General features: G+C 50.8%; 15 protein-coding genes and 1 pseudogene. 1 reads left to right on the top strand and 15 read right to left on the bottom strand.

What is annotated here, in order from left to right; translation table 11 throughout:
• The 12 genes and pseudogenes from LQ229_RS17785 to LQ229_RS17725 form a co-directional block, all read right to left on the bottom strand.
• On the bottom strand, positions 1 to 699 hold the full coding sequence (locus LQ229_RS17785; protein ID WP_230192424.1) for an ABC transporter ATP-binding protein: 699 nt from the start codon (positions 697 to 699) through the stop codon (positions 1 to 3).
• 57 nt (positions 700 to 756) lie between these two features.
• Positions 757 to 1458 carry a TetR/AcrR family transcriptional regulator gene (locus LQ229_RS17780; protein ID WP_230192423.1) on the bottom strand — a complete coding sequence of 234 codons (702 nt, stop codon included), beginning with the start codon at positions 1456 to 1458 and terminating at the stop codon, positions 757 to 759.
• Positions 1459 to 1957: 499 nt separating this feature from the next.
• Positions 1958 to 3475: an S-layer homology domain-containing protein gene (locus tag LQ229_RS17775; RefSeq protein ID WP_230192422.1), complete on the bottom strand. Its 1518-nt coding sequence runs from the start codon at positions 3473 to 3475 to the stop codon at positions 1958 to 1960.
• Between the two features lie 36 nt (positions 3476 to 3511).
• Positions 3512 to 6844 carry a polysaccharide lyase family 8 super-sandwich domain-containing protein gene (locus LQ229_RS17770; RefSeq protein ID WP_230192421.1) on the bottom strand — a complete coding sequence of 1111 codons (3333 nt, stop codon included), beginning with the start codon at positions 6842 to 6844 and terminating at the stop codon, positions 3512 to 3514.
• Positions 6845 to 6875: 31 nt separating this feature from the next.
• Positions 6876 to 10886: pseudogene (locus tag LQ229_RS17760) on the bottom strand (Ig-like domain-containing protein); the annotation flags it as partial.
• A 1210-nt stretch (positions 10887 to 12096) separates the two neighbouring features.
• On the bottom strand, positions 12097 to 13038 hold the full coding sequence (locus tag LQ229_RS17755) for a glycoside hydrolase family 43 protein (RefSeq protein WP_230192420.1): 942 nt from the start codon (positions 13036 to 13038) through the stop codon (positions 12097 to 12099).
• A gap of 27 nt (positions 13039 to 13065) precedes the next feature.
• On the bottom strand, positions 13066 to 14568 hold the full coding sequence (locus LQ229_RS17750) for an alpha-N-arabinofuranosidase (RefSeq protein WP_216540503.1): 1503 nt from the start codon (positions 14566 to 14568) through the stop codon (positions 13066 to 13068).
• Between the two features lie 29 nt (positions 14569 to 14597).
• The gene (locus tag LQ229_RS17745; protein WP_230192419.1) at positions 14598 to 15419 is read right to left on the bottom strand and encodes a carbohydrate ABC transporter permease; all 822 of its coding nucleotides are present in this window, start codon (positions 15417 to 15419) and stop codon (positions 14598 to 14600) included.
• Between the two features lie 12 nt (positions 15420 to 15431).
• A complete protein-coding gene (locus tag LQ229_RS17740; RefSeq protein WP_230192418.1) occupies positions 15432 to 16343 on the bottom strand; it encodes a sugar ABC transporter permease in 912 nt (303 codons plus the stop codon).
• A gap of 63 nt (positions 16344 to 16406) precedes the next feature.
• The gene (locus LQ229_RS17735) at positions 16407 to 17714 is read right to left on the bottom strand and encodes an ABC transporter substrate-binding protein (RefSeq protein ID WP_216540506.1); all 1308 of its coding nucleotides are present in this window, start codon (positions 17712 to 17714) and stop codon (positions 16407 to 16409) included.
• 145 nt (positions 17715 to 17859) lie between these two features.
• Entirely contained in the window at positions 17860 to 18888 is a 1029-nt protein-coding gene (locus LQ229_RS17730) for a LacI family DNA-binding transcriptional regulator (protein WP_230192417.1), read from the bottom strand.
• A 279-nt stretch (positions 18889 to 19167) separates the two neighbouring features.
• Positions 19168 to 20034: a hypothetical protein gene (locus tag LQ229_RS17725; RefSeq protein ID WP_230192416.1), complete on the bottom strand. Its 867-nt coding sequence runs from the start codon at positions 20032 to 20034 to the stop codon at positions 19168 to 19170.
• 475 nt (positions 20035 to 20509) lie between these two features.
• On the opposite strand from LQ229_RS17725, the gene LQ229_RS17720 reads away from it, so the two are divergent.
• Positions 20510 to 20752 (top strand): DUF4365 domain-containing protein, encoded by a 243-nt coding sequence (locus tag LQ229_RS17720; RefSeq protein WP_290370049.1) that lies wholly within the window; start codon positions 20510 to 20512, stop codon positions 20750 to 20752.
• Positions 20753 to 21068: 316 nt separating this feature from the next.
• On the opposite strand, the gene LQ229_RS17715 is transcribed toward LQ229_RS17720, so the two are convergent.
• From LQ229_RS17715 to LQ229_RS17705, 3 genes are all read right to left on the bottom strand, one after another.
• Positions 21069 to 21284 carry a hypothetical protein gene (locus LQ229_RS17715; protein WP_230192415.1) on the bottom strand — a complete coding sequence of 72 codons (216 nt, stop codon included), beginning with the start codon at positions 21282 to 21284 and terminating at the stop codon, positions 21069 to 21071.
• Positions 21285 to 21657: 373 nt separating this feature from the next.
• Positions 21658 to 22407 carry a DUF1129 family protein gene (locus LQ229_RS17710; RefSeq protein ID WP_230192414.1) on the bottom strand — a complete coding sequence of 250 codons (750 nt, stop codon included), beginning with the start codon at positions 22405 to 22407 and terminating at the stop codon, positions 21658 to 21660.
• A 3-nt stretch (positions 22408 to 22410) separates the two neighbouring features.
• Positions 22411 to 22749: a PadR family transcriptional regulator gene (locus LQ229_RS17705; RefSeq protein ID WP_230192413.1), complete on the bottom strand. Its 339-nt coding sequence runs from the start codon at positions 22747 to 22749 to the stop codon at positions 22411 to 22413.
• Positions 22750 to 23278: the final 529 nt, after the last annotated feature.

The raw sequence follows: 23278 nt of genomic DNA, 5'->3' as shown, positions 1-23278 counted from the left end.
TCACCACTCAATCCTTTCCGCCGGAACAGGGGACGCATTCACCAGCTCTTCGACGATTTCCCCGCTTCGCAGCTTGAATACCTTGTTCGCCATATCGGCAATCGCCGTGTTGTGGGTGATCATCAAAACGGTCGTGCCGTACTGCGCGTTCACCTCCTGCAAGAGCTGTAGGATGCTGCGGGAAGTACCATAGTCGAGCGCGCCGGTCGGCTCGTCGCACAACAGCAGTTTCGGATTTTTGACGATCGCCCGCGCGATGGATACCCGCTGCTGTTCGCCGCCGCTCAGTTCCCTCGGAAAGCGCCGTTTTTTGTCCTGCAGCCCCACCGCCGCCAACACTTCGTCGATGTTCAGTGACGATCGGCTAATGTTGGAGACGACTTCGATGTTTTCCGCCACCGAAAGGTTGGGGACAAGATTGTAGAATTGGAATACAAAACCGATATGCTCGCGACGGTAGTCGGTCAGCTTGTCGTCGTTCAACCGCTGCACTTCGATCCCGTCCACGATGACGCTGCCGCTATCGCCGCGGTCGATGCCGCCCAGAATGTTCATCAATGTCGATTTTCCCGAACCGGACGGTCCGAGAATAACGCCGACTTCTCCCTTGTCCAACCGCATTCCGATCCCCTTTAACACTTCGGTTGTAATCGTCCCAGACGTGTAGCTCTTCCTTATTCCCGCGATCTCCATAAACATACGGCTTCACCATTCCCTTCCGGATTGCTTTGCGCAATCCGACGTTAGATTTGGACTTCAATCTTCCGCCGTCACCCATGCCTTGACCGCTTCTGCATCCAACCGATACAACGCATTCGAAGGCGCGCCCAACACGCGCTCGATCGCATCCATATAGGCGGCATACGTGACGGTAATGCGTTCCATGCAGTTCTGCGGATCCTGTTCCTTCTCAAGCGAAAGCAATAACTTGGCATGGGTGTTTCCCATCCCTTGCTGCAGAGACAAAATGACCTCGCCGGATTGTTCGGGATAGGCTGTGGTGAAGAAGCCTTCCCGCACGCCTTGACGGACAATCTCCGTAAGCAGCGGCGCGCGCTGCTCGCGAACGGCTTCCTCCACTTTTTGCCGGACAATGGCATTCTCGTCGGCATACCACACGCGCCCGAGCTTCAAGACAGCCGCCCTGTTCTCGGACCTCAGCCGATCCAATGTATCGAAAAACCCTTGCAGCTTCTCGATGGCGGACAGCTTGGGATCGCGGATAATGGGAAGAAGCGGTTTCTCCGTCTCTTCCCGAATCCGCTCGATGAACGCCTCCAGCACCGCCGGCTTCGAGCCGAAATAGTGGTAAAACGCGCCGCTAGATATCTGCAGCTCGTTCAGAATATCCTGGATCGTCATCCGCTCGTAGCCTTTGACATGGATGAGCCGCTGCGCCGTGTCAAGAATTTCGTTGCGTTTTTTGGCGTATTCCTCTTCATTGATCGTTCGCGCCATGTTCCATCTCTCCTTTTTATTAATAAACCGAGTCTCTCTCTATTAATACAACACCACTATACTCCTTTTTGCGCCCGATGACAAGAGAGCGAAGCGCTTCTGACAATGAATAATGAAGCCGAGTGCGGCTAACACTGGGCTGAACAATTGGCTGGATGGGATATCCCTTCTTGAGTCAGAAACGGATAAGAGCCCACCTCTGGCGCTAACCTTAGGGTGGGTCCTTCTTTTCTCTTGAGTTATTATTGAAGAGGGTAAAACCGCCCATTTCCAATGAATAACGCCACGTACTTTCTTTAGATTGGGAACGTCTTCGTTTCGAGCCCATTAAGGATCGTCAGTTTGGTAAGCGCTTAGGTCCCCGCAGATCGCCTTCAATTATTTGACTTGAATATACATAAAGAAGCCAGCAAAGCAGCTATAAAAAGGCCGGTCAACGTATCATGTACGTAAACCGGCATTTATTACTATGTCGCGAGGTGCGCGCACAACATTTTCTTTACTGGGACGACTGAGCTTGAAGTACGTTCAACAAGACCGCTACCGCTTCGGCACGGGTCGCCTGCGCTGTCGGAGCGAAGCGATGATCGCCGCGCCCTTGGAGAAGGCCTTCGTTCACGGCGGCTGCGATCCAGCCTTGCGCCCAAGCCGGGATTTCTCCGGCATCGGCAAATGTCAGCCCGGTCTTCGATCCTTCGGCAAGACCCAACGCCTTGGCAGCCATCGTTGCGAGCTCCATGCGAGTCATCGTTTGGTTCGCACGGAACGTATTATCTGCATAGCCGGTAATAAATCCTTGATGAACGCCCTTGGCAATATCCGATTTCGCCCACTGCGGAAGAAGATCGGCATCCGCGAATGTGAGCCCGGTTTCTTCGCGCAAGTCGAGTCCTCTTGCCAATAAAGCGGTAAACTCGGCGCGTGTGATCGGCTTGTCGGGACCGAACGTTCCGTCCGCATACCCTTGAACCAAGCCTTTCTGCACCGCATCCGCAATTTTCGCTTGAGCCCAATGTCCTTGAGTATCGCTGAAGACTGCGGTTGTCCGATCTGCCGATTCTCCGATCCGTACGGACTTGCCAATGGCAACGTCTTGCGCCGCGAGCTTGTGGTCGACAGCGGTCAAGCTATCCCAACGAACTTCGGTGGCGCCGGCCTTTTTCACCTTAAACGTGAAGCCGCCGATTTCAATATCGCCCTCTTCCCCGGCAATATTGCCCGTCTTCGTATGAAGGAAGGTAATCTCTCCGTCCTTCACAATTGGGGAAACGGAGAATCCGGTGAGCTCCGACGCCGCTTCGACCAATTCCAAGTAATCAGGATCGAAGCTTAATTTGACTTCATAGGCGTACAAGTCCCGTACGTTTTTCCCCGTCAAAACCAGCTTCACGGCATCCCCTTCGTTCCAGCTTCCCGATTTCGCAGCGAGGTGGAAAGAGGTCGGACCTTGGGCGAAAATGCGTCTAGGGCTATCGCTAGGGCCGGCCATTTTCCGGGCGACCGATGCCAGATCGAGCACGTCGATTTTGCCGTCGCCGTTGACGTCGAGCGCTTTGATTCGATCCCAATCCATGCTTGTCTTGTCGTGGCCAAGCAGCTTCGCAAGCTGCTCGAGATCGCTAAGCTTTGCCTTGTTCGCTTCGCCTGCGTTCGAACCGGACGAGCTGCTTGAACTGCCGCTATTGCCCGATCCGGGATCAGGATGCTGCGGCTCCCCGGGTTCTCCCGGTTCTCCAGGCTCGCCAGGTCCGCCGGGTTCCCCGGGTTCTTCGCCATCGGCTTTCAACTTATAAACGAAGGAAGTCGCAACCGCCTCGATCTCATCGCCGCTAGCGTCCCCGATCCGCGCCCCGGCGATATCGATGCTGCTTTCTGTCGTCTCAGCAACCTTATTGGTGTCAAAAGTCAGCTTGATCAAGTCTTGATTGCCTTGAATCGGCCGGCCTTCGCCGGCGAGAATAAGCCGAAGCTGCCCCGAATCGTTCCGCGTATCGAGAACGGTTACCCCTTCCTGCAACGATTCGGCGGAAACGAACGTTAACAGATTCGCATCTTATTGCAGAGTCAGGTCGTGCGCATACATCTCCTTCATAGCCGACTTGATTCCATAGGCGACCGCCAACGGTTCGCCGCCCGTCACTTCAACCGGTCCGCTGATTTGCACCGTCGGCTGTGTAATCGAGACGACAATGCTTTGCGTCTCTTCGACATTGCCCGCTTTGTCAACCGACCGGTATTCGATCGTATGAACGCCTTGCTCTTGAACGGCCAGTTTGCCGTCCTTTACCGTCTTCCACTTGCCTCCGTCGATCCGGTACTCGGTCCGCAGCACGCCCCAGCCGTTCGGATTATCTTCTGCGGAGAAGCGAAGAACGATCTCCTTATAATGTTCCCCTTCGGTCTCGCCGCTTCCCTCTAATTGAACCGTTGTCGTCGGCGCTTCCGTGTCTTTAAGGAGAATGTCCAGATAAGCTTGGTACTTGCCGTCTTCATTTTTGCGGCTGCGGATCTCCGCGTGCAGATCGCGGCCGACTTGCTGCAAGGTTAAGCTGACCGTTTTATTGTCTTGCAGTTTGGTTTGTACAAAAGGCGTTACATTGAATGTCCACCATTGATCCGGCGACGCAAACGCCGTCAGATCGATTCGTTCGCCTGCGCTCGGTTTATTTTTATAGGTGATCGTGTCTTCTTTCCAGCTATCGTCATGTACCTCGAACACGCCGATATCGGATTGCGTTCCGTTGTTGTCTTTGGTTTGACCGTAAACATGAAGCGTAGCTTGTTCAATTTCATCGGCAAGGTGCGAAAGATCGAACTTCAAGAACACGCGGCGGTCGTAGTTCCCGCTTCCGTTGCGAATATTGAGGAATCCTCTCGTTCCGAAGTTCGTATTCTCTTCGCTGCCGCCGTTCACGAACGTGTCTTCCGCTACGTTAATGCGGACTTTGGCCGCGTCGTCAGGCTCCAGCGCGCCTTCTTCGGGAAGCTCCGTTTCCGCGTCGGGATCGACTTTCAGCTTAATGACATGGCTGCGGCCTTTCGTTCCTCCCGTGGCAATCTCCAGTTGAACCGACGGAGAAGTCCGCAATACGGTCACGGTCGGATCCTTGGCTAATTCCTCAAGCGCCACTGCGGCAATGTCCACCCTTACCTTGGATTGCGTTTGCGTCGGATCGGATACGGACACGGTCCATTCGTCGGCTTGCTCCTTCACCATCACCGAAGCGGGTTGATAGGCGCGCACGCGGCCCAATTCGCCCGGCTGCCAGAAGTTGATGCCTGTCAGGCCAAGCTTCGTTTCTTCCACCGCCTGCATTTCTGCCGTATTGCTCAGGACGCGAATGTCCGGATTCTCGCTGTACGCTTGCGTCGCTTCCGGCGACAATGTCGGCAGCACCACATAGGAATACGCGGCGTCCGTCGGTTTCGTGCCATGCTCTACCGCCAAACTGACATAATTGCGCGTAATCGGATCGGCGGGACCCGATACGTTAATGTCTTTCCATGAACCGGTTCTCGCTTCGCGCAACGCCCGAATATCGGTACTCTCCGGGAAATAGTAGCCGATATCGGCTCCGTCCGCCGTCCCTGCCAGATGCGCCCAGTTCACTCCTTGTAGCTCGTCGGACCAGCCCAACTCGCTTGGCATCGCCTGACCGTTCACGGTCAGCGGATTGGAGCCGGCCGTATTGATCATCCGATTTTCTACAATCGTTTCCACTTGGCGTCCGTCTGTCCGCTCGTCAGGCGTCGTAATACCCGCTCCCAGCGCGACGATTTCATTGTCGAACATAAACCACGACTTCTTGCCGGTCAGTTTGCTTCCGGGCGGAGCCAGGTCCATCCCGGCGATCCCGTACAGGTTGTCCATGGACGAACCGCCGACCCATGTTTTGCCCGTCGTTTTGATCATCGGCCGCTCCACGCCGTCGGACGTCGTGCCCGGCATCCGGTGGGAATCGACCGTCGGCCAGAACGCATCGCGGAATTGCCCCGAATCGCGGTTGTATAAATACGTCATTCCGTCGCCGGTATACCAGCCTCTAGTATGTTCGCCGTTCATTCCTCCCTCGAAGTTGGCAATGCGGGAGGAGGACATGCTAATGCCGAGAGTATAGCCCGGGCGCGAATGAACGATCCGGTCCATCGCCGAAAACTGGCGGTGCGCAATCAAGTCCCCGCGCGGCTCGATCGAAGTGTCGCTCATCAGCTTTTTGAATAAAACGATGTCTCGAATTTGCATGCCTTCGTACATATTCGGCATAGTGCGATCGGAGATGACCCAATCCTTGACCATGCTCTTATAATAGGCGGCTTGTTCCGGGGGAGCGTATTGCGCCAAGCGCAGAATCGTCCATACCGCGCCCCGGGTATTGTTATTGTAACGGGAGACCGCTCTGCCGCTGACCATCTCCATAATATGGCCGCTATAAATGACCGGTTCGAACGAATCGGTGATCCAACTCCACACATGATCGAAATTCGGATCTTCGATCGGCCACGGAGAGCCGCTCAAGACGGTCAACAATTTCGAAATATCCCCCAACAGTACGCTGCCGTAGCTGCCGGTATACGCGATATTATTATGCTGGATAAAAGAACCGTCCTGATAGAAGCCGTCCCCGCTGGTCACATACGGGAAGACGGAACCGATCGCATCGCGCGCTTGCACGATTTTCGCCTCGTCCTGTCCGAGGACCCCCCGCAGCAGAACGGCCAGCGATTTATCCAACAGATTGGCGCCCGTCTCTTTCAAGCCGGGAGCGCCGATCAATCTCTTGGTCGGATCGGGTATAAATCGGTCGATCGTCCGGGTATACCCCGCGATCTGTTCCGGGCTTAGGTGATCGTACATCAGGGTAACGACATCGGCTAACGAAAGCGGCGAGCCGATCTCCCACTCCCACCAATTGCCGTAATAGCTTCTTGTTTCGTTAAAACGATTCGCGTACATCCAATCCAAGCCCGCGATAATATCGTTCTTTAACTCCTCGTTCCGATATAACGGCGTGCCGGGAGTGGCGAAGGCAATCGCCATATCCTTCAGGCGGTTGTACGATAAGGTGATATGGTTCGGAGCGGTCGTACTGTTATAATCCGCCCAGAGATAGGTACGGTCCGCCGCTTTATTGAGCGTGTCCCATACGCCGCTCCCATCCTCATTCGTGACTTTCCGGGCATTCGCCTCGACCGCATTGCGGATGTCGGCATCGTTAAGGTTGATTTGCGCGCCGCCTGTCAAATAATCGAACCATTTCATCCGCAGCGAATCGAAGTCATTCGCCTGCGGCGCCGCCGCGGCTGCCGGGGCAGCCGGGAAAGACGCAAACATAAGCGAAAAGATGAGCAAAGAAAGGACGCAAAACTTGACGCTGTATTTGTTCACGATGAAATAACACCCCTTCCAATTTCTTTTACTCAGCGATCATCGTTTCGGCAAACCATTGCAAATCGTCCGCATCGATGATGCCGTTGCCGTTGATGTCGGCAGCCATGACCTTGTCCCAATCCGGGCTTGCGGCCGTCTTGCCGAAATGGGCGGCGGCCATCGCCAAATCGCCAACCCCGACCTTGCCGTCCCCGTTCAGATCGCCGACGGTATTCGTAAGCGTAATTTGAATGACGCAGGCTGCGATAAATGCGCCGTCCTCGGTCGTTACCGTCACGCGAACGCGACCCGGTGTCAAAGCGGTTACCGTCGCTTGGCGTCCGTCCGTCTTCAAAGCTGCGATATCGCTGCGATCGATCGTCCACACTACATTGGCATTCGTCGCGTTCTCGGGAACGACGGTCGCCTCAAGATTCAGGCTGTCGCCGACGATGAGAGCCGCTTGTTCCTTGCTTAATTGGACGCCCGTGACTCGAACCGCGGGCTTCAACGTCACTTCCAAATACGACTTGTAGACGCCGCCTTCATTTTCTTTACTTCTCACTTCCACCGTCAAGTCGGTTTCGCCTTGCAGCGCGATGCTTACTTGCCGATCGGCGGCCATCCGCGCTTTGGCATAGGCGGTAATATCAAATTCACGCCATTGATTCTCGCTGTCGAACGACACTTTCTCGATCAAACTTCCAACTTGAGGCATGTTATTCCAGGTGAGCGTATTTTCTGTCCAAGCATTGCTCTCTACTTCGTACGCGCCAACGGTCTCCGTCACTCCCCGGGTGTCGTTCTTTTTGCCGTACACATGCAGCTTCACCGACTCAATTTCCCCGGAAATTTCGCTCAAGTCGTATTTCAGGAACGTTTTGCGCAAGTAGTCGTTCACGCCGTTTTTCACATTGAGATAGCCAACACCGCCGAAATTCTGGCCCGCTTTGCTGCCGGCATTGACATATGCGTCTTCCGCTACGTATACGATGACTTTCTCCTCTTGGCCCGGTTCCGCAGGATCGTCCAATTCCGGCGTTTGGCTCGGATCGTATTGAAATTGAATCGTATGGGTTCTGCCTATCGCACCCTTTGTGTCAATTTCCAATTTGAGATAAGGCGAGGTTTGGATCACGGTAACGGAAGGGTCCTTCGCGATTTCCTTCAACACGGCTTTACCGAGGTCTACGGTCACTTTCTCTTGCTTCTGCGTCGGGTCGGAAACGGCGACAGTCAATTGATCGCCTTGTTCCTTGACCATGATCGAAGCAGGTTGATACGCCCGTACAAATGCCGCACGATCCGCTTCCCAGAAGTTGAAGGCGGTCATGCCAAGCTTCTTCTCATGCACGGCATGAACTTTGCTCGTCCGGCTCACAATTTCAATATCGGGATGCCCGCTGTATTGCTCGGTCGCTGCCGTATCCTTGTTCGGCAACAGGACATAAGCGTAACCCCCGTTCTGCGGCGCCATGCCGTGATCGAACGCCAAGCTGAGATAATTTCTCGTGATCGGATCGGACGATCCTCCGTTATTGATCTCGCTCCAAGCGCCCGTTCTCGCTTCGCGTTTCCCCGTGATATCGGCTTTGTCCGGGAAATAATACCCGATGTCCGAACCGGCTACATTGCCCTCCAGGTGGGCCCAACCGATCCCTTTCATCGGCTCCTCCCATCCGAGCGCGTCCGATTTCACTTGACCGTCCACCGTAAGCTTATTCGTGCCGCTGTCCGTCAATTGGCGGTTTTCCACGATCGTTTCCACCTTGCGGTTGTCCGTGCTTGCAATGTCCGAGCCTAACGCCACAATCTCATCGTCGAACATAAACCATGATTTTTTGCCATGCAGTTTGCTGCCGGTGCTTTTATCCAGCGCAAAATTCATCCCTGCCGCGCCGTACTGTCCGTCAATTGACGAACCCCCGACCCAGGTTTTCGCATTGTAATAAGAGGCCCAATCTTTCGGAGCCGGCGCATAGCCGTCCGTTGTGGTTCCCGGCAGGCGGTACATGTCCACCGTCGGCCAATATTGATTGCTGTATTGAGACAAGTCGTTATTGTACAAGGCGGTCATACCGATCCCGGTGTACCATTCTCGTTGTTGCCGAATTCAAACGCCGAGATCCGGTCGGAGAACATGCTGAGCCCGAAACCGAAGCCCGGACGCAGGTGAACGACCCGATCCATCGCGGCAAAATTCTGATGCTTCACCAGTTCCCCGCGCGGCTGAATCGCGGCATCGCGCATGATCGCCTTGATCAGATTCATTTCATAGATCGGCATATTGTCGTAATAGTTCGGGAACGTCGTATCGGATAAGACCCATTCCTTAATCATGCTCTTGATCTTCGCGGCTTCCTCCGCAGGCGCTCCTTCGGCCAAGCGCGCCAACGTCCGAATGATCGCACGGCCGGTCAGATGATCGGAATCCGTCTGGCGGGAGATGCTGCGTCCCTTCACCATATCCATCATCGCGCCTTTATAGATTAACGCCTCAAACGAATCTTCCACCCATCGGTACACATTGTTCGCGTTCGGATCGTCCAATTCCCATGGCGACGCGTTGAACAAATACATTAAATCGGCCATCCGTCCGATCAATACGCCGCCGTATGCCCCCGTATAAGCAATATTGCTGTGCTGGATTAAAGAACCGTCTTCATAGATTCCGTCCCCGCTCTTCGCGTATTGGAATTCCCCGGACATCGCATTCCGGCCCTGTTCGATCTTGGCGCCGTGCTTGCCGACAACGCCGCGCAGCACAACGACCAGCGCTTTATCAAGCAGGTTTGCGCCGGTTTCCGTAACGCCCGCGTTTTGCACTCTTTTCGTCGGGTCAGGCACGAATCGATCGATGACATTCAAGTATTGATCAACTTGTTCTGCCGGCATCTCTTCATACATCAGTACGAGAATGTCCATGAACGCTTGCGGCGTTCCGATCTCCCAATCCCACCAGTTCGGGACGCTGTTCTTGTTTAAGTTATATTGGTACGTATGCATCCATTCCAAAGCTACGAGGATATCGTTCCGCAATTCCCCCTTTTGGTACACAGCGGTACCTTCGGTCGAATAGGCAAGCGCCATATCTTTGATCATGCCGTACGCTTTCGTGATTCGAGCCGAATCGGCGTTCGTCTTGTCGATCACATCATCCCATAGCGCATTCGCATCCGGCGTTTTGTTCATCCGGTCCCAAATCCCCGTGCCCTCGGCATTGGACACTTTCTCCGATAACGACTGAATATAAGCGGCAACATCCGGATCGGACGCATCCATGGAAGATCCGCCAATGAGTTTGTCGTACCATCTCAGTCTTAGCTCGTCATAGCCGGACAGCGTTTCGGATGACTCCACCGTCACATAAGATTGGGCGCTAACGAGACCGTCCGGCGTCGAGACGGTGATGATAGCGGTTCCGTAATCGAGCGCCGTTACCGTTCCGCCTTCTACCGATGCAATCTCCGAATCGGTAGAACTCCACACGACAGGTTGATCCGATGCGTCCTCCGGCGTGAAGATCGGGGTTAACGTCGCGCTTTGGCCTTTTTCCAAGGAGATCATTTTCGGCTCCAGAGACAGTGCGGTTATGCCTTGGCGCGGTTTCAACGTCACGTCGTCAAACCAAGCTGTCCCCGTCCCCGTTTCGAAAAACGGCTCGATTCTCACATATTTCGCTTCGGCCGGAGCCGCCAGCACCGCCTCTTTCAGCGTCCAGTCGTTCGTCCCGGCCAATTTGGCGGTCGAAGGCCCGTCCCCGACTTTTTCGCTCTTCGTGCTGCCGTCCAGACCGGCGATGCTTTTGTAAAAATTCGTTCTCACAAATACGCCGCCGCTCGACACGACATCCGCCGTTTTGATCTGGGCGCTGAATTCATATGTATTTCCGCCGGCAATCGGCACATCCAAGCTAAGGCCTGTCCGGTCGTCAGCCCCCAGATGCTCGATCTGTACCGCATAGGTTCCGGAATAATAAACGGTATCGGTCACGGACACTCTTCCTTGTCCCTTGGCCAGCCACGCGCCCCATCCTTGCGGCTGAATCCCGTCTACCCAGGATGCGTTCCCCGTGTAGCCGACATTCTCAAATCCCCCGTTAGGAACGAGATTGACTTCCGCTGCGCCCGCTTCCGCCTCCGCCGCATTCGCGAGCCATGCCGGAAACGCCGGCAGCACATTCAACGTCATACAAAAAAGCAAAACAACGGATATTCTTTTGTACAGCGCTTTCAATAAACTTCCTCCTCCCAGCTTGCTGAAATCGTTTTCCAGACTCCTTACCATGATAAATCGGAGGGCGGAGGGTAGAGCAGGGTCAATTTTTGCCTTCCCGTGAATAATTTTGACTTTTGTGCGGGGATGGAGAAAAGGGGGAGGGTTGTGTAGGGTACTTATCATCCGAGCGTTTTTCCATGATAAAAAGGCTCATGACGTTTCCTAGGGTGGCCATGAACCTTTCATACGACAATGATTCTTATCTCGAAGCTGGTTGCTCCTTCATGAGGCGGCCTGATCAAACGCCCCCCTGCTCGCCCGGCTTAACAGAATAGGCTGCCGGCGGGAAAAGCGTGCGATTGGGGTCAATTTCATATGCGCCACCGTTGATGCAGCAGGCTTTTTTGCGCATAAGGGAGTGACCTCCTTGTATTTCGAGGGCGATCGCGCGAACCTACGCTCTTTGTTGGCGCTAACGAAACTGACAATCCTTATTGGGCTCAAAATGAAGACATTCCCAATCTAACGAAAGCACATATCGCTATTCGTAGGAAATCGGTGGTTTTACCGCCTTTCCCCCCTCAATAACGTGTTTCAGTTTCGTTACAATGAACAACAAGGCGATTTACAGGCTATTAGCGTGTTTCAGTTTCGTTAGCACACGATGGGTCGTCCGCCGCAACCAGCTGTGGGGATTGCCGTACTATGGCATTCCCATTTCTTCTACCGCCCTGCTCCCAAGATGACGGACACAGACGCCGCTATTTGTGACAAACCGCCCGATTTCGGACCGTTTGCGGTCAGGCGATCCGCTATTCGCCACAAAAGCGTAAAAATAACCGCTTCATCGAACGAATAACGGAACCAATGTCCGCCTAAACCGCGAATAAGCTATTTTGAAGCAAAATAACAGCCGTACGGTCCGGATCGCAATTCTCGATGCAACGCCGCTGGTTTCCGACACAATGAGCGGGAGATAGCCGATAGCAAAACATGCCGCACGGCCCCCTTGCGAAAAAAGAGACAACCGCCCAAGCGATTGTCTCCCATCTCTATTGCGGCACACCGAAGTTAGGGGTGCCGTCCTCATTCCAAGCAATGACCTTCGCCCTTGCATGCCGGTTCGGGTCATACAGCGGATTGCCTTCGATTTCTTTGTAAGGCCGGGCATGGTAGACCATGACGTCCTTCCCGTTCTCTTGCGTGAAGCTGTTATGGCCCGGGCCGTATTGGCCCGCTTCCTCGTTGCTTACAAATACCGGTTGCGGCGTTTTGGACCAAGCTCCCGCATCCATGAGATCGGCTTCTTCGGACACCGTCAATAATCCCATGCAATAATGATGGTCCGTCGCGCTGGCCGAGAAAGCGACGAAAATGTTGCCATTGCGCTTCAGAACGGCCGCCCCTTCGTTGACCCAGAAACCGATTTGTTCCCACGGATGCTCCGGTGTGGCGATCATGACCTCGTTGCCGGCAATCGTCCATGGATTTACCATTTTATCGATATACAAATTCGATATATTATTGCGTTTCTCCGCCCAGATCGCATAACGCGTGCCGCGATGCTCGAAGGTGGTCATATCGAGTGAAAAATCCGTAAAGGCTTCCGATTTCGGATTCTCCTTTTGCATGATGCCTTTCTCGATCCAATCTCCTTCGAGCGGATTCTCAGCGGCGCATTCCAAGGCGAAGGGGCGGATCTTCCAAATATCCTCTCGCTCCCCGGCGGCAAAATAAATATACCAACGGCCTTCGATATAATGAATCTCCGGCGCCCAAATGTGCAGGGACATCTCGCCGGATTCGCGGCAATGCCATACCGCCTTCTCCTCGGCGTCCGCCAACCCCTGAATGGATGTCGCCCGTCTTATGATAATGCGATTATATTCCGGCACCGATGCCGTGAAATAGTAGAATCCGTCCGTATGGAGATATACCCAAGGATCCGCACGCTGCTCTATCACCAAATTCTTGTACGTTTGTTCTGCTATCATCGTCTCATCGATCCTCTCTATCATGTTTTAACGCGACATATGAAAACGAATCACATTCCAGGAATAAGGGTCGACAGCGGTCTCGGCACGGCCGCCGTCAACACGCGCCGCTCCGGCTTGGGCCGGCTGAATCTCATCGGGACGATCCGCCGTATTCACGGCATCCAGCCGCTCATGCTTCATCACAATGTGTTCCACGAATTGGCAACCCTCAAAGTCTCGCAAATCCAATTGCAGCAAGAGAGCTTCCTCTCCCCGATTGACCGCGAACACCGTCAGGTCGCCGGATTCCTCGTTGTAGACAACCGCGGAATCGAGGACCGGTACGTCCGTGTACGTAGGGGTATCGTATTTCGGACTGTCTACGATGCCTCGAAGCACCGTGCCTCTGCCAAACCGGGAGATGTGCTGGAACGGATAGTAGGTTGGGTTGCGCCACGCCTTGCCTCCCTTTTCCGTTAGAATCAAAGGTTCGGTATTGACTAACAGAGATTGGCAGGCAATTTGGATACGGTCTGCATGACGCAGCAGGCTAAGCGCCGCGGAACCGAATACGAGCGCGTCTTCCATTCGAAATTTTACCCAATCCAGAGGATGCCCGGTTTGCCACGGAACATATTCCACATCGGGCTCGCGCCAAACGTTCCATTCGTCAAACGATAACTTCATCACCTTATTGCTGCGCTTGACTCCTTTCACATAATCGCAGGTTGCAATGACTTCTTCGATTTGTTTTTCCATCTCGATCGGCATGGCCAAGTAAGACGGTGTGTCATTCGCGCGATTGAACACCCCGATATATTGATGAAGCGAGAGCATATCCGCATATTCATACGTATATTCCAGTACGGTTCGATCCCATTCCGGGAAGGTCGGCATATGGCGCGCGGAACTTCCGACCGCAACAAGCTCAATACTCGGATCGATCCATTTCATCACTTTCGCCGTTTCCCGCGCCAATTCTCCGTATTGGGCCGCCGTTTTGCGGGCGATCTGCCACTCCCCGTCGAGTTCATTGCCCAAGCACCATGTTTTGATCTTGTAAGGATCCTTGATGCCATGGGATTTGCGAAGGTCGCTCCATTTGGTTCCGCCTTCGAAATTGCAATATTCCAAAATATTTTTAGCCGCCTCGATGCCTCTCGTCCCCAGATTGATCGTCATAATCGCTTCCGCGTCAATCATGCGGGCCCATTGCATGAACTCGTTCAGGCCGAATTGATTCGTTTCGATCTGTTTCCAGGCCGGATCGACGACGATCGGCCGCTGCTCTTTCGGGCCGATGCCATCCTCCCAATTGTACCCGGAAGTGAAATTCCCGCCGGGATACCGGACGACCGAGAGATTCAATTCCTTCACCAGGTCCATGACATCTTGACGAAACCCGTGCTCGTCGGCGGTCTTATGATCGGGCTCATAAATGCCGTTATAAACAACGCTTCCCATATGCTCGACGAACGATCCGAACATCGTATCGCTCACTTCGCCAATTTGATAATCTTTGCTTACAATAATGGATGCCTTTTTCATCGTTTCTACTCCACTTCATCTATGATGTATTATTTGAGACCGGATGTTGCTATCCCCTGTACGAAATACCGCTGCGCCATCGCATAGACCGCCACTAACGGAATCAGGGAGACCGTTGCCGCAGCCAACGTAGCGCCGTATTCAATGGTTCTGCCCCCGACGAACATGGCCAGTCCCGCCGACAGCGTTCTCATCTCGGTCGAGCTTGTCAGCATCAGCGGATAGATCAGATCGTTCCAGTTGTTCATGAGCAAGAAGATGCCCAGCGTGACCATGGAAGATTTGCATAACGGCAGCATAATGTGCCAGTAAATTCTGAATTCATTCAACCCGTCCACTCTTCCGGATTCCTCAAGATCCTTCGGCAAGCCTACGAAGAAGGACCGCATTAAGAAAATGCCAAAGGGACTGGCCGCTCGCGGAAGAATCAGGCCCCAATAGGTGTCCAGCATGCCGAACTTGTAGATCTGAACGAACAATGGAATCATCAGCACCTGGAAAGGAATCATCATCAGAATTAACACCAGGGTAAAAAGGACTTTATTCCCTTTAAACTTGATCCGGGCAAACGCATACCCTGCGAGCGAATCGAAAAATACCGACAAAACCATGACGCCTCCGGAAAAAATGACGGTATTTTTCAGAAAATCGAGCAAAGGGATCCGTTCCCAAACTGTGATATATTGCGAGAACGTATAGCTGTCCGCAAAGAAAGTCGGCGGAAACTTGATCAACGACTGTTCGGTCTTAAACGAAGAGATCAAGATCCATAGAAAAGGATGAAGAATAAGGATCAATAACGCGATGGCGATGACGGAACCTACGATTTTTTGCCACGTCGGTCTTTTCATGTTGATAGCCCCCTAATGCATGTCCGTTGTTTCTTTGCTTTGGAAATAGCGATTCATCGCAAGCGTAACGATCATGATCACAATCAAGGTCATCACGGAAATAGCCGACGCGTAGCCGAGATCGTACGGCGCCGTCTGGAAGCCGCTCTTGTAAATGTAGGTCACCAGGGTTTCGGTTTTGCCCATTGGCCCGCCTTGCGTGGTCACGAAGATTTGGTCGAATACTTGCAAGGCCATAATCGTTGCCGTAACAACGCTGAATCCGAGTGCGGGAATAATCGACGGGATCGTAATGTTGAAAAATTGCCGAAACTTCCCTGCCCCGTCCAATTCGGCGGCTTCGTAATACGATCCGGGGATTGTCTGAATGGCAGCGACGAGAATGACCATGGTATAACCGAAGTTACGCCACACCGTCATGAAGATGACCGCAGGCATCGCCAGATTCGGATCCCGCAGAAATCCCAAGCGGGGGAATCCGAGCTGGGTCAAATAATGCGTGTATAACCCGATCTGCGGATCCAACAAGAACGACCACATGATCCCGATGGCCGTCAACGAACAAACAAACGGCAGAAATAAAGCGGATCGAAAAAATTTACGGAGCCGAGTGTTGCGCGAGACGAATACGGCAGCCACTAGAGACAGAGCAATTTGGAAAGGCACTTCCAGAACCGTAAAATAAGCCGTATTAAATAAAGCGCCCCAAAACTTGCTGTCGCCCAGCATGCGCTGAAAATGAGCGAGACCGATAAAGTCCGCGGACTGCATAAAGACGTCCATACGGAGCGTGCTGATCGCAATCGTCGAGACCAGCGGAATGAGCATAAAGATGAACAAAATAAGCATGGCAGGAGCAATAAACAAGTACGCGGCCCGTTCCGGCTTATTCAACAATGACGCGGTTTTCACATTTGATTTCATACGTTTCACCTGCTGACTTCTCGGGGCCAAGCCAACGAGTCCGTCAGCTCGGCCGCCCCTGGTTTATTGTTCGGATTTCAGCAATTCGTCGATGGTATCCGATGCTTTCTTAAGGGATTCCTCCACGTTCGCTCCATTCTCCACCGCTTCGATGAGCAGCAGGAGCACTTCATTGTTAATACGGTCTGCGCTAATTAACCCTTGCAAGAACGGACCTGCCGCGTCGCCCATATCGGCCATCGTCGATATAATCGGATTCGACTTCACCTCGGGATCCTCGACGACCGATTTCAAGTAAGGAGGAAATCCGTTGCTAATCGACCACTTCTTCGCGATTTCCGGAGAGTTCCAATAGTTGATAAAATCATAGACCGCGGCTTTCTCCGCTTCCGATGTCCCTTTCGGCACGCCGAAGCCGATCCCGTCCAGTTGCGTAAATTGCGTCGCCGAACCTGCAGGGGGCAACGCAATGCCGAAATCGATGGAACCGCTTTGCAAGGCCGGCACCATCCATGGCCCGTTCATATACATCGCCATCTGCCCGCTTTGCATCATCTTCTCTAAATCCGCACTGGACGAACCCACCGGACTCACTTTTTTATTAACCACCAGATCTTGCAGCCATGAGAAGGTTTCCAAGTTTTCCGGCGAATACAATGTCGATGTTCGAGTCGCGTCGTCCACGACCGATCCTCCGTTGCCAATGATCAGAGAAGCGTAATATGGCGCCACTCCGCTCACAGGCAACCCTAAGCCGTATTGGTTCTTGGACGGGTCGGTTAATTTCTCGGCATAATCCGCCAATTCTTGCAAGGTGGCAGGGGCTTTGTCAGGATCCAATCCCGCATCCTTGAACATTTGCTTGTTCCAGAATAAGTAGAGCCCGTTCATTTGCATCGGAAGCAGGTAGGGTTGTCCATCCTTCGCCCCGAGCTCGAGCGCCCCGTTCACATAATCGTCGCGGTTGGCGCCTGTCGTATCGAAGAAATCGCTTATGTTTTGAAACGAGCCGTTCTGAATAAACGGAGTGGCCGCACCGCCGATTACAGCGACAAAGCTGGGCGCGGTATCGGTGGATATCGCGACCGGAAGCTTCTGATTGAGTTGAGCCCACGGCATCACATCCATTTTGATTTCAACCTTGCCTTTATTGGCTTCGTTATAGTCGTTCACAATCTGCTGCAGCAGTTCCCCGTCCGGACCTGTGAATCCGTTCCAGAAGGATAGCGTGATTTTCCCGGATGAGGATTCCGAACCGTTGCCGCTTGAGTCGGTTTTCCCGTTGCCGCATGCCGATAACACGATAAGTAAAATGGCCAAGCTCATTGATAAGAAAATGCGTACTTTTTGTTGCCGCAAATGATGTAACATTCGTTTCCCTCCAAAATGGTTAGTTAACACCGGTATTCGCTTACTGGACCGCCAAACTTCAACTTTACTTTGGAAGATCACCACCCCCTGCATGGATGAACGCCTTTTCTTTTAAATCGATTTAAATTGTGTTTAAAAAAATTTCTTATACTTTTATACTGGATTCGCGAACGACGATCTCGGCAGGGATCGTCGTTTGTTTCGCGCCGACCTCTTGCCCCGTTAACAAAAGGATCATCTTGGTAGCGGCGACTCGGCCGATTTCACGCAACGACTGATGAATCGTTGTTAAAGCCGGCGTCGTCATCGAAGCCATCTCCATATTATCGCAACCGACCATCGCTACATCTTCCGGAATTCGGATCCCGGCCGCATGCAGCGCTTTCATCGCGCCGATGGCCATGCGATCGTTGCCCGAGAAGAGGCCGTCAAAGGAAACGCCGCGCTTCAGCAATTCCCGGATGGCAGCCGCCCCGGATTCCATGGTGTAATCGCCGGTGACGACCAAGGAAGGATCATACAGCACTTTATAGTCTTCAAGCGCTTTCTTATACCCTTCCAGCCGGTCTATGCTAACCTGGTATTCCAGAGGCCCTGTAATATGGGCGACGTTCCTTCTGCCTGCTTGCAGCAGATGTTCGGTCGCCAGGTAGGCGCCGCCGAAGTCGTCGCGTTCGACGGTAATGACGTCGTTGTGATGCCATCTTCCCAGGTAAACCACCGGAAAACCCGATTCGACAATCCGGGAAATATTGCTGTCGTTGATCGATGCAGGCCATAAAATAATGCCGTCCGCACGCCGGTTCATCATGATTTTATCATAGGCGGCTTGTTCGTCTTGTTCCGTGGGCGCTGTGGATACCATTAAGTAAAATCCGTTCTGGACGAGCATCTCCGTTACCCCTTCGAGGAGCTCTACAAAATACGGATGCGAAAATGCGTTATGCGGCGTATTGGGAAAGATTAAGGCGATCGTTTCCGCTTTCTTCGCCCGCAGACTTCTTCCGATCTCATTCGGAACATAGTTCAACCGGCGCGCCGCTTCTTCTACCATTTCTCTTGTTTTCACGTTTACTCTGGGATCGCCGGCAAGCGCCAATGAAGCGGTTGCAGGGGAAACGCCAACAATTTTGGCCAAATCCTTCAGCGTGAGACTTCCTTTTTTCATAGACATCCCAAGGCACCCTTTATCATTTAAATCGATTTAATTAAAACCAATAATAATACGTTTACATGGATTCGTCAATAGGGATTTTCAATGTTACGATCGCGTACCGGGAGAGATCCCAGTGACGTACCTGTGTTTAGCGCTAGACTTTACCTTTTCATGACACCTATCCGATCCGAACATCTTCATTTCTGTGTAAAACAGCTGGCTTTTTCAAATTTGAGCAATCATGGAACAGGCCATAATCTTTCGAGAGCAAGATTATGACCTGTTTAAACATTTTAATTATTGATTTTCATAAATCCACCCTTTTACAGCCACTCCAGAGTTATCACTTGGATTTTTTACTTTAAGGTAAACCCCACTAGGTGGCTTATTCGTGTTTGACAATGTTAAAACTTGATAGAATGACTCCTTCGCATATTCTGGTAGTTCTGGATAGTATCCAGTTTTGATGCTTTCTCCCAACACATCATCACTAAATAGACCCTTTTTTACAACTTGATATACAGCAGTAACCGAATCCTGAAAACCAGGTTTGTACTGATATCCCGATATGCCTATTTTAAGATCGGTCATATCAAACTTATCACTGTATGTTTTACCACCTTTGGATAGCCATTCATCATAAGAACCCAGGTAAACTGATGCTTGGGGCGATATCATACCATCATTCATTATTTGGGAAGTATTACGATGTGAAAATCTTTCTGATTCTATTTTTTTTCTAACTAGATCACTCATCGTCTCTTGACCATCGAGCAACAATTTCCACTCCCCCTCTTTTTTAATAACTGGGAGTAAAACTCTGTTAACCTCGTTATTCTCTTTGCGGATCAATTTCAAAGTTACAGTGAATGAAGAGTCAGAATTAGAAACAATACTTTCTAAAGAAGCATTTGAAAATGGATCTGTACTTATAGCCTCCTGATACTGCTCGATTTGTTCGTTGATCGATTCGAACCTAGTGTCAATTACCCAATTCACAGCTTCAGTAACATCACCCATTTGAATTGCATTAATGTAGTTGTTTACAGACTGCTTTGCCATTTCTTCTTTATTCACTGAATTCGCATTTACAGCGGCCGGGAATACGGAGAGAAACATTAAAGGTATGATGATGAATGTCGTTTTTATTCTTCCAAAAAACATTGAAATTTGCATTATAATTTTCATCCTCTCTTTTTTAATTAATTTCACCCAAGTAGCCCATGATCAAGTCTACAACCTGCCCTCCTTACCAAATTAGTTAAAATAGCGACTAAGTATACTCTATTCACATTGGTAATCCCTCCCTTTTATTAATTTTCCTAAATAATAACATATTTCCCTATGAAAATCCACAATCTACCATAGTATGTAAAACAATCGAAATTATAAATCCAACTGTAATGAATCATTGTTCTTTCCGGTTCATCTTCGGTCAAGGATTAAACCAAGCAATATTTATAAAGATATTTGATATAATGAATTCAAAGCACATTTGACTGTTAAATAAAGGAGAGTCTAATGTATGAGCAAAATGTCAAACGGGAAATTAGAAAGACTTGCGGTTAACGCTATCAACGCAGAAGCAGATAAACCCTCCTCTTACCTTATTGCCAATATATCTGTAGGAGATTAGGGTATCTCATTTGATGGAAGTATTGAGGTTTATGTTAATGATTCGGCGAAAACTGAGTCCTTACCTGGCTCTGTCCCCGTTCAGGTTAAAGGAACTCAAGTAAGTACGTTTTCCGTAGGCAATCGAAGCTTTCCTCTTAAATTAACTCATTATCAAAACTATTATAAAAGCGGTGGAGCATTGCTCCTTGTTGTAGAAATAAATCAAGAAGGCCCAATGTTCCGGAGACTCTGGCGTTGTGAGTAGCTGCGCTTTATCCGGACGCGGTTCCCCCAACATCTCCGACATCTTTCTACAAAAAACACCGATAAGAACCCTAAAGAGGTCATTATCGGTGCTTTCGATGTAGAAATATTTTCGATTAACTTTATTAAAGCATGAATTCGACTCTAATACAAATATTTGGAGATACTAAATAAAAAGCCTAGTTTCCCAGGCTATTCATCCGGCAAATTAAATCCGAGTTTATGCTCGTGTCCAATCGCCGCTTCTCGCATTTTGCGAATTTCCTTTTCATAAAGACGTGTGGCCATGCTCAAATCCACGATATCAGGTGGATTTTCTACTTTTCTATGCTGTTCGTTGCCATTTGTAAGGTTTCTTTATGTAAAGCACGGTCTATTGTAGCTTGAACTTCATCCGTTCTTTTTCCACCTACGCCAACGTAATCCCAAAAGGTAACGCCTAGGCGCTGCTTGATCGCCAACATGGCATGGTCGAAAGCTTGTCCTTTATTCTGTTGTAAATTCGGTTGAGGGAACTTCAGCACTTCTGCCATTGTTCGTACCTCCTATGCTTTGTATTACTATTTTAGCATAGATTTCATCTACGTGCATCACCCTCAATTAAAAATCCATCGATAAGCCTCACCCCCATGTAATTCATTTAGTTGCCCGTTGTGCTTGTCGCTTGGCACAAGATTATCAGGGGATTTACTTCGGCAGCGTTGCTTCGGCGCGTAGTTCATCCTAGGCTCCGCCAGGCGCGGATACGCGCTGCCGGAGTGGATGAACTTGAATGTCATAGAAGAAGCACAATGCGGCATTTCGTTAATTTTTTATTGAGGTGTATTAAAACCCCGTCCGGAGGATCTTCACGAACCGCGATAAGGATTAGAATGGGGAGATTACCACCTCTATTCATTGAAATAATTACGCCTTTCGTCTATTTTGTATCACTAAATATACTAGGTAGACCACAATCAGGCCGAACTCAATTCCAAGATTGGCTATAGCACGATTCTGCGGAGACGTCGTCAAGACATTGGCGATAAAGTCTGGAACTATGACAATACACGGAAAGATAATGGTGATCCACGTCTTGGCAAAGATCGAATACCCGATCAAAAACACTCCACAGGCGGCGGCAATCATATAATTCTGTGACGGCGTTGCGATAAATACTGGGCTTAATTCCATAAAACGATTAAGCAGTTTGATGCCGAGGAAAATCCCCATGGGAACAAATCCTATTATCCAGTACATGGCGATGCGGGTTGCTTTGGCAAGAGATCTGGAGCTTTCCAACCGCAGGAATAGAATAAACATCCCCAACCCAATGATAAGAGCCGTCAGATTACCGATAACATCTAGGAGAGTATAAGCCGCATTTCCTTGCAAGGCATCCGGCAGAATGACAAAAGCCAGAGCCAGCGGGAAAAAGAGCAACAGTGCCGACAAAACCTCCTTTTGATCAGTTTTCATTTCATCTCTCAGCTGTTCCATATAGGCTTTCGGCGAACCGCCTGTAATTTCCTCAATGCTTTTTCCATCCTTTTCAGCTTGAATGAGATGATCCTCCAACTCGGACACAATGTCTTCAATCTCCTGCTCATTCTTGCCGTACGTTGTCAAGTATATTTTTAAATCCGATAGAAATCGCTCCGCTTTTTTAGATAACATTGCTTAACCTCCCTTAGTAAAATCTATATCAAATAACGCATCGACGGCTTGGGAGAGCTCCTTCCACCGGGCTTCAAAATTCGCCAATTCGTTCAAACCTTCCGAGGTGATCGAGTAGTATTTGCGCTTGGGCCCCGCAGGCGAGGCTTTCATTACCGTGGAAACCAGACCTTCCTTCTGCATTCGGATCAGCACAGGATATATACTGCCTTCGCTTACCATGTGAAAGCCAAAACGCTCAAGCTTCTCTATCATTTCGTACCCGTAGGTCTCACCGCGCGCTATAACAGCCAGCAAACAGCCTTCCAGTACCCCCTTCAGCATCTGGGTGGATGTTGACATATTCACACTCCCTTGCAATACAAGATAGATAGTCAAAAAAACAAGATCAGACGGTATCTTGTATTACATTATAGCAAGGCGGTATACAGAAATCAATACTTTCCGTAATGAAATGTTTCGCAGCGTCGATGGCCAAACTGCGGAAACGTTGTTTGACGGTCCTAACAACGGGGTCAGATCGTATGCAAAGCTGCTTATAGAAGGATACCCGCATATCCAATTTGCGTATTCTCACGGAGGTTTCGATGATGACGGATTAAATGTCCGAAGCTGCCAGGAATGACGAATCTCTACTCTTAGCTTTCAATGATCGGTAATTCACGTCGCTAGCCTAAAGCCCTTGTTTTGAACTTAAAAAACAAGGGCTTTTCATTCGCTTAGAATTTACTAAGTTCCAAGTCTTTTTGTACGAAAATAAACTATTTAACATTAAAGCGCTAAAGTCCCTTGGACCGAAAAGGTTTCCTAAGCAACATTAATATCCATAAAGTTACAGTTATGCTGGGACTATCTCACGTAGCTCTACTTC

Source organism: Paenibacillus sp. CECT 9249 (genome assembly GCF_918697855.1).
Classification (GTDB): Bacteria; Bacillota; Bacilli; order Paenibacillales; family Paenibacillaceae; genus MSJ-34.
Note: the sequence above shows the minus strand (reverse complement) of the source record. Positions and strands in the feature narration are given on the sequence as shown.

Coding starts and splice junctions, on each gene's coding strand:
- LQ229_RS17705 (WP_230192413.1), bottom strand. CDS start 22,749: ATGTCAACATCCACCCAGATGCTGAAGGGGGTACTGGAAGGCTGTTTG.
- LQ229_RS17735 (WP_216540506.1), bottom strand. CDS start 17,714: ATGTTACATCATTTGCGGCAACAAAAAGTACGCATTTTCTTATCAATG.
- LQ229_RS17730 (WP_230192417.1), bottom strand. CDS start 18,888: ATGTCTATGAAAAAAGGAAGTCTCACGCTGAAGGATTTGGCCAAAATT.
- LQ229_RS17755 (WP_230192420.1), bottom strand. CDS start 13,038: ATGATAGCAGAACAAACGTACAAGAATTTGGTGATAGAGCAGCGTGCG.
- LQ229_RS17780 (WP_230192423.1), bottom strand. CDS start 1,458: ATGGCGCGAACGATCAATGAAGAGGAATACGCCAAAAAACGCAACGAA.
- LQ229_RS17710 (WP_230192414.1), bottom strand. CDS start 22,407: ATGTTATCTAAAAAAGCGGAGCGATTTCTATCGGATTTAAAAATATAC.
- LQ229_RS17725 (WP_230192416.1), bottom strand. CDS start 20,034: ATGTTTTTTGGAAGAATAAAAACGACATTCATCATCATACCTTTAATG.
- LQ229_RS17750 (WP_216540503.1), bottom strand. CDS start 14,568: ATGAAAAAGGCATCCATTATTGTAAGCAAAGATTATCAAATTGGCGAA.
- LQ229_RS17785 (WP_230192424.1), bottom strand. CDS start 699: ATGTTTATGGAGATCGCGGGAATAAGGAAGAGCTACACGTCTGGGACG.
- LQ229_RS17745 (WP_230192419.1), bottom strand. CDS start 15,419: ATGAAAAGACCGACGTGGCAAAAAATCGTAGGTTCCGTCATCGCCATC.
- LQ229_RS17740 (WP_230192418.1), bottom strand. CDS start 16,343: ATGAAATCAAATGTGAAAACCGCGTCATTGTTGAATAAGCCGGAACGG.
- LQ229_RS17715 (WP_230192415.1), bottom strand. CDS start 21,284: ATGGCAGAAGTGCTGAAGTTCCCTCAACCGAATTTACAACAGAATAAA.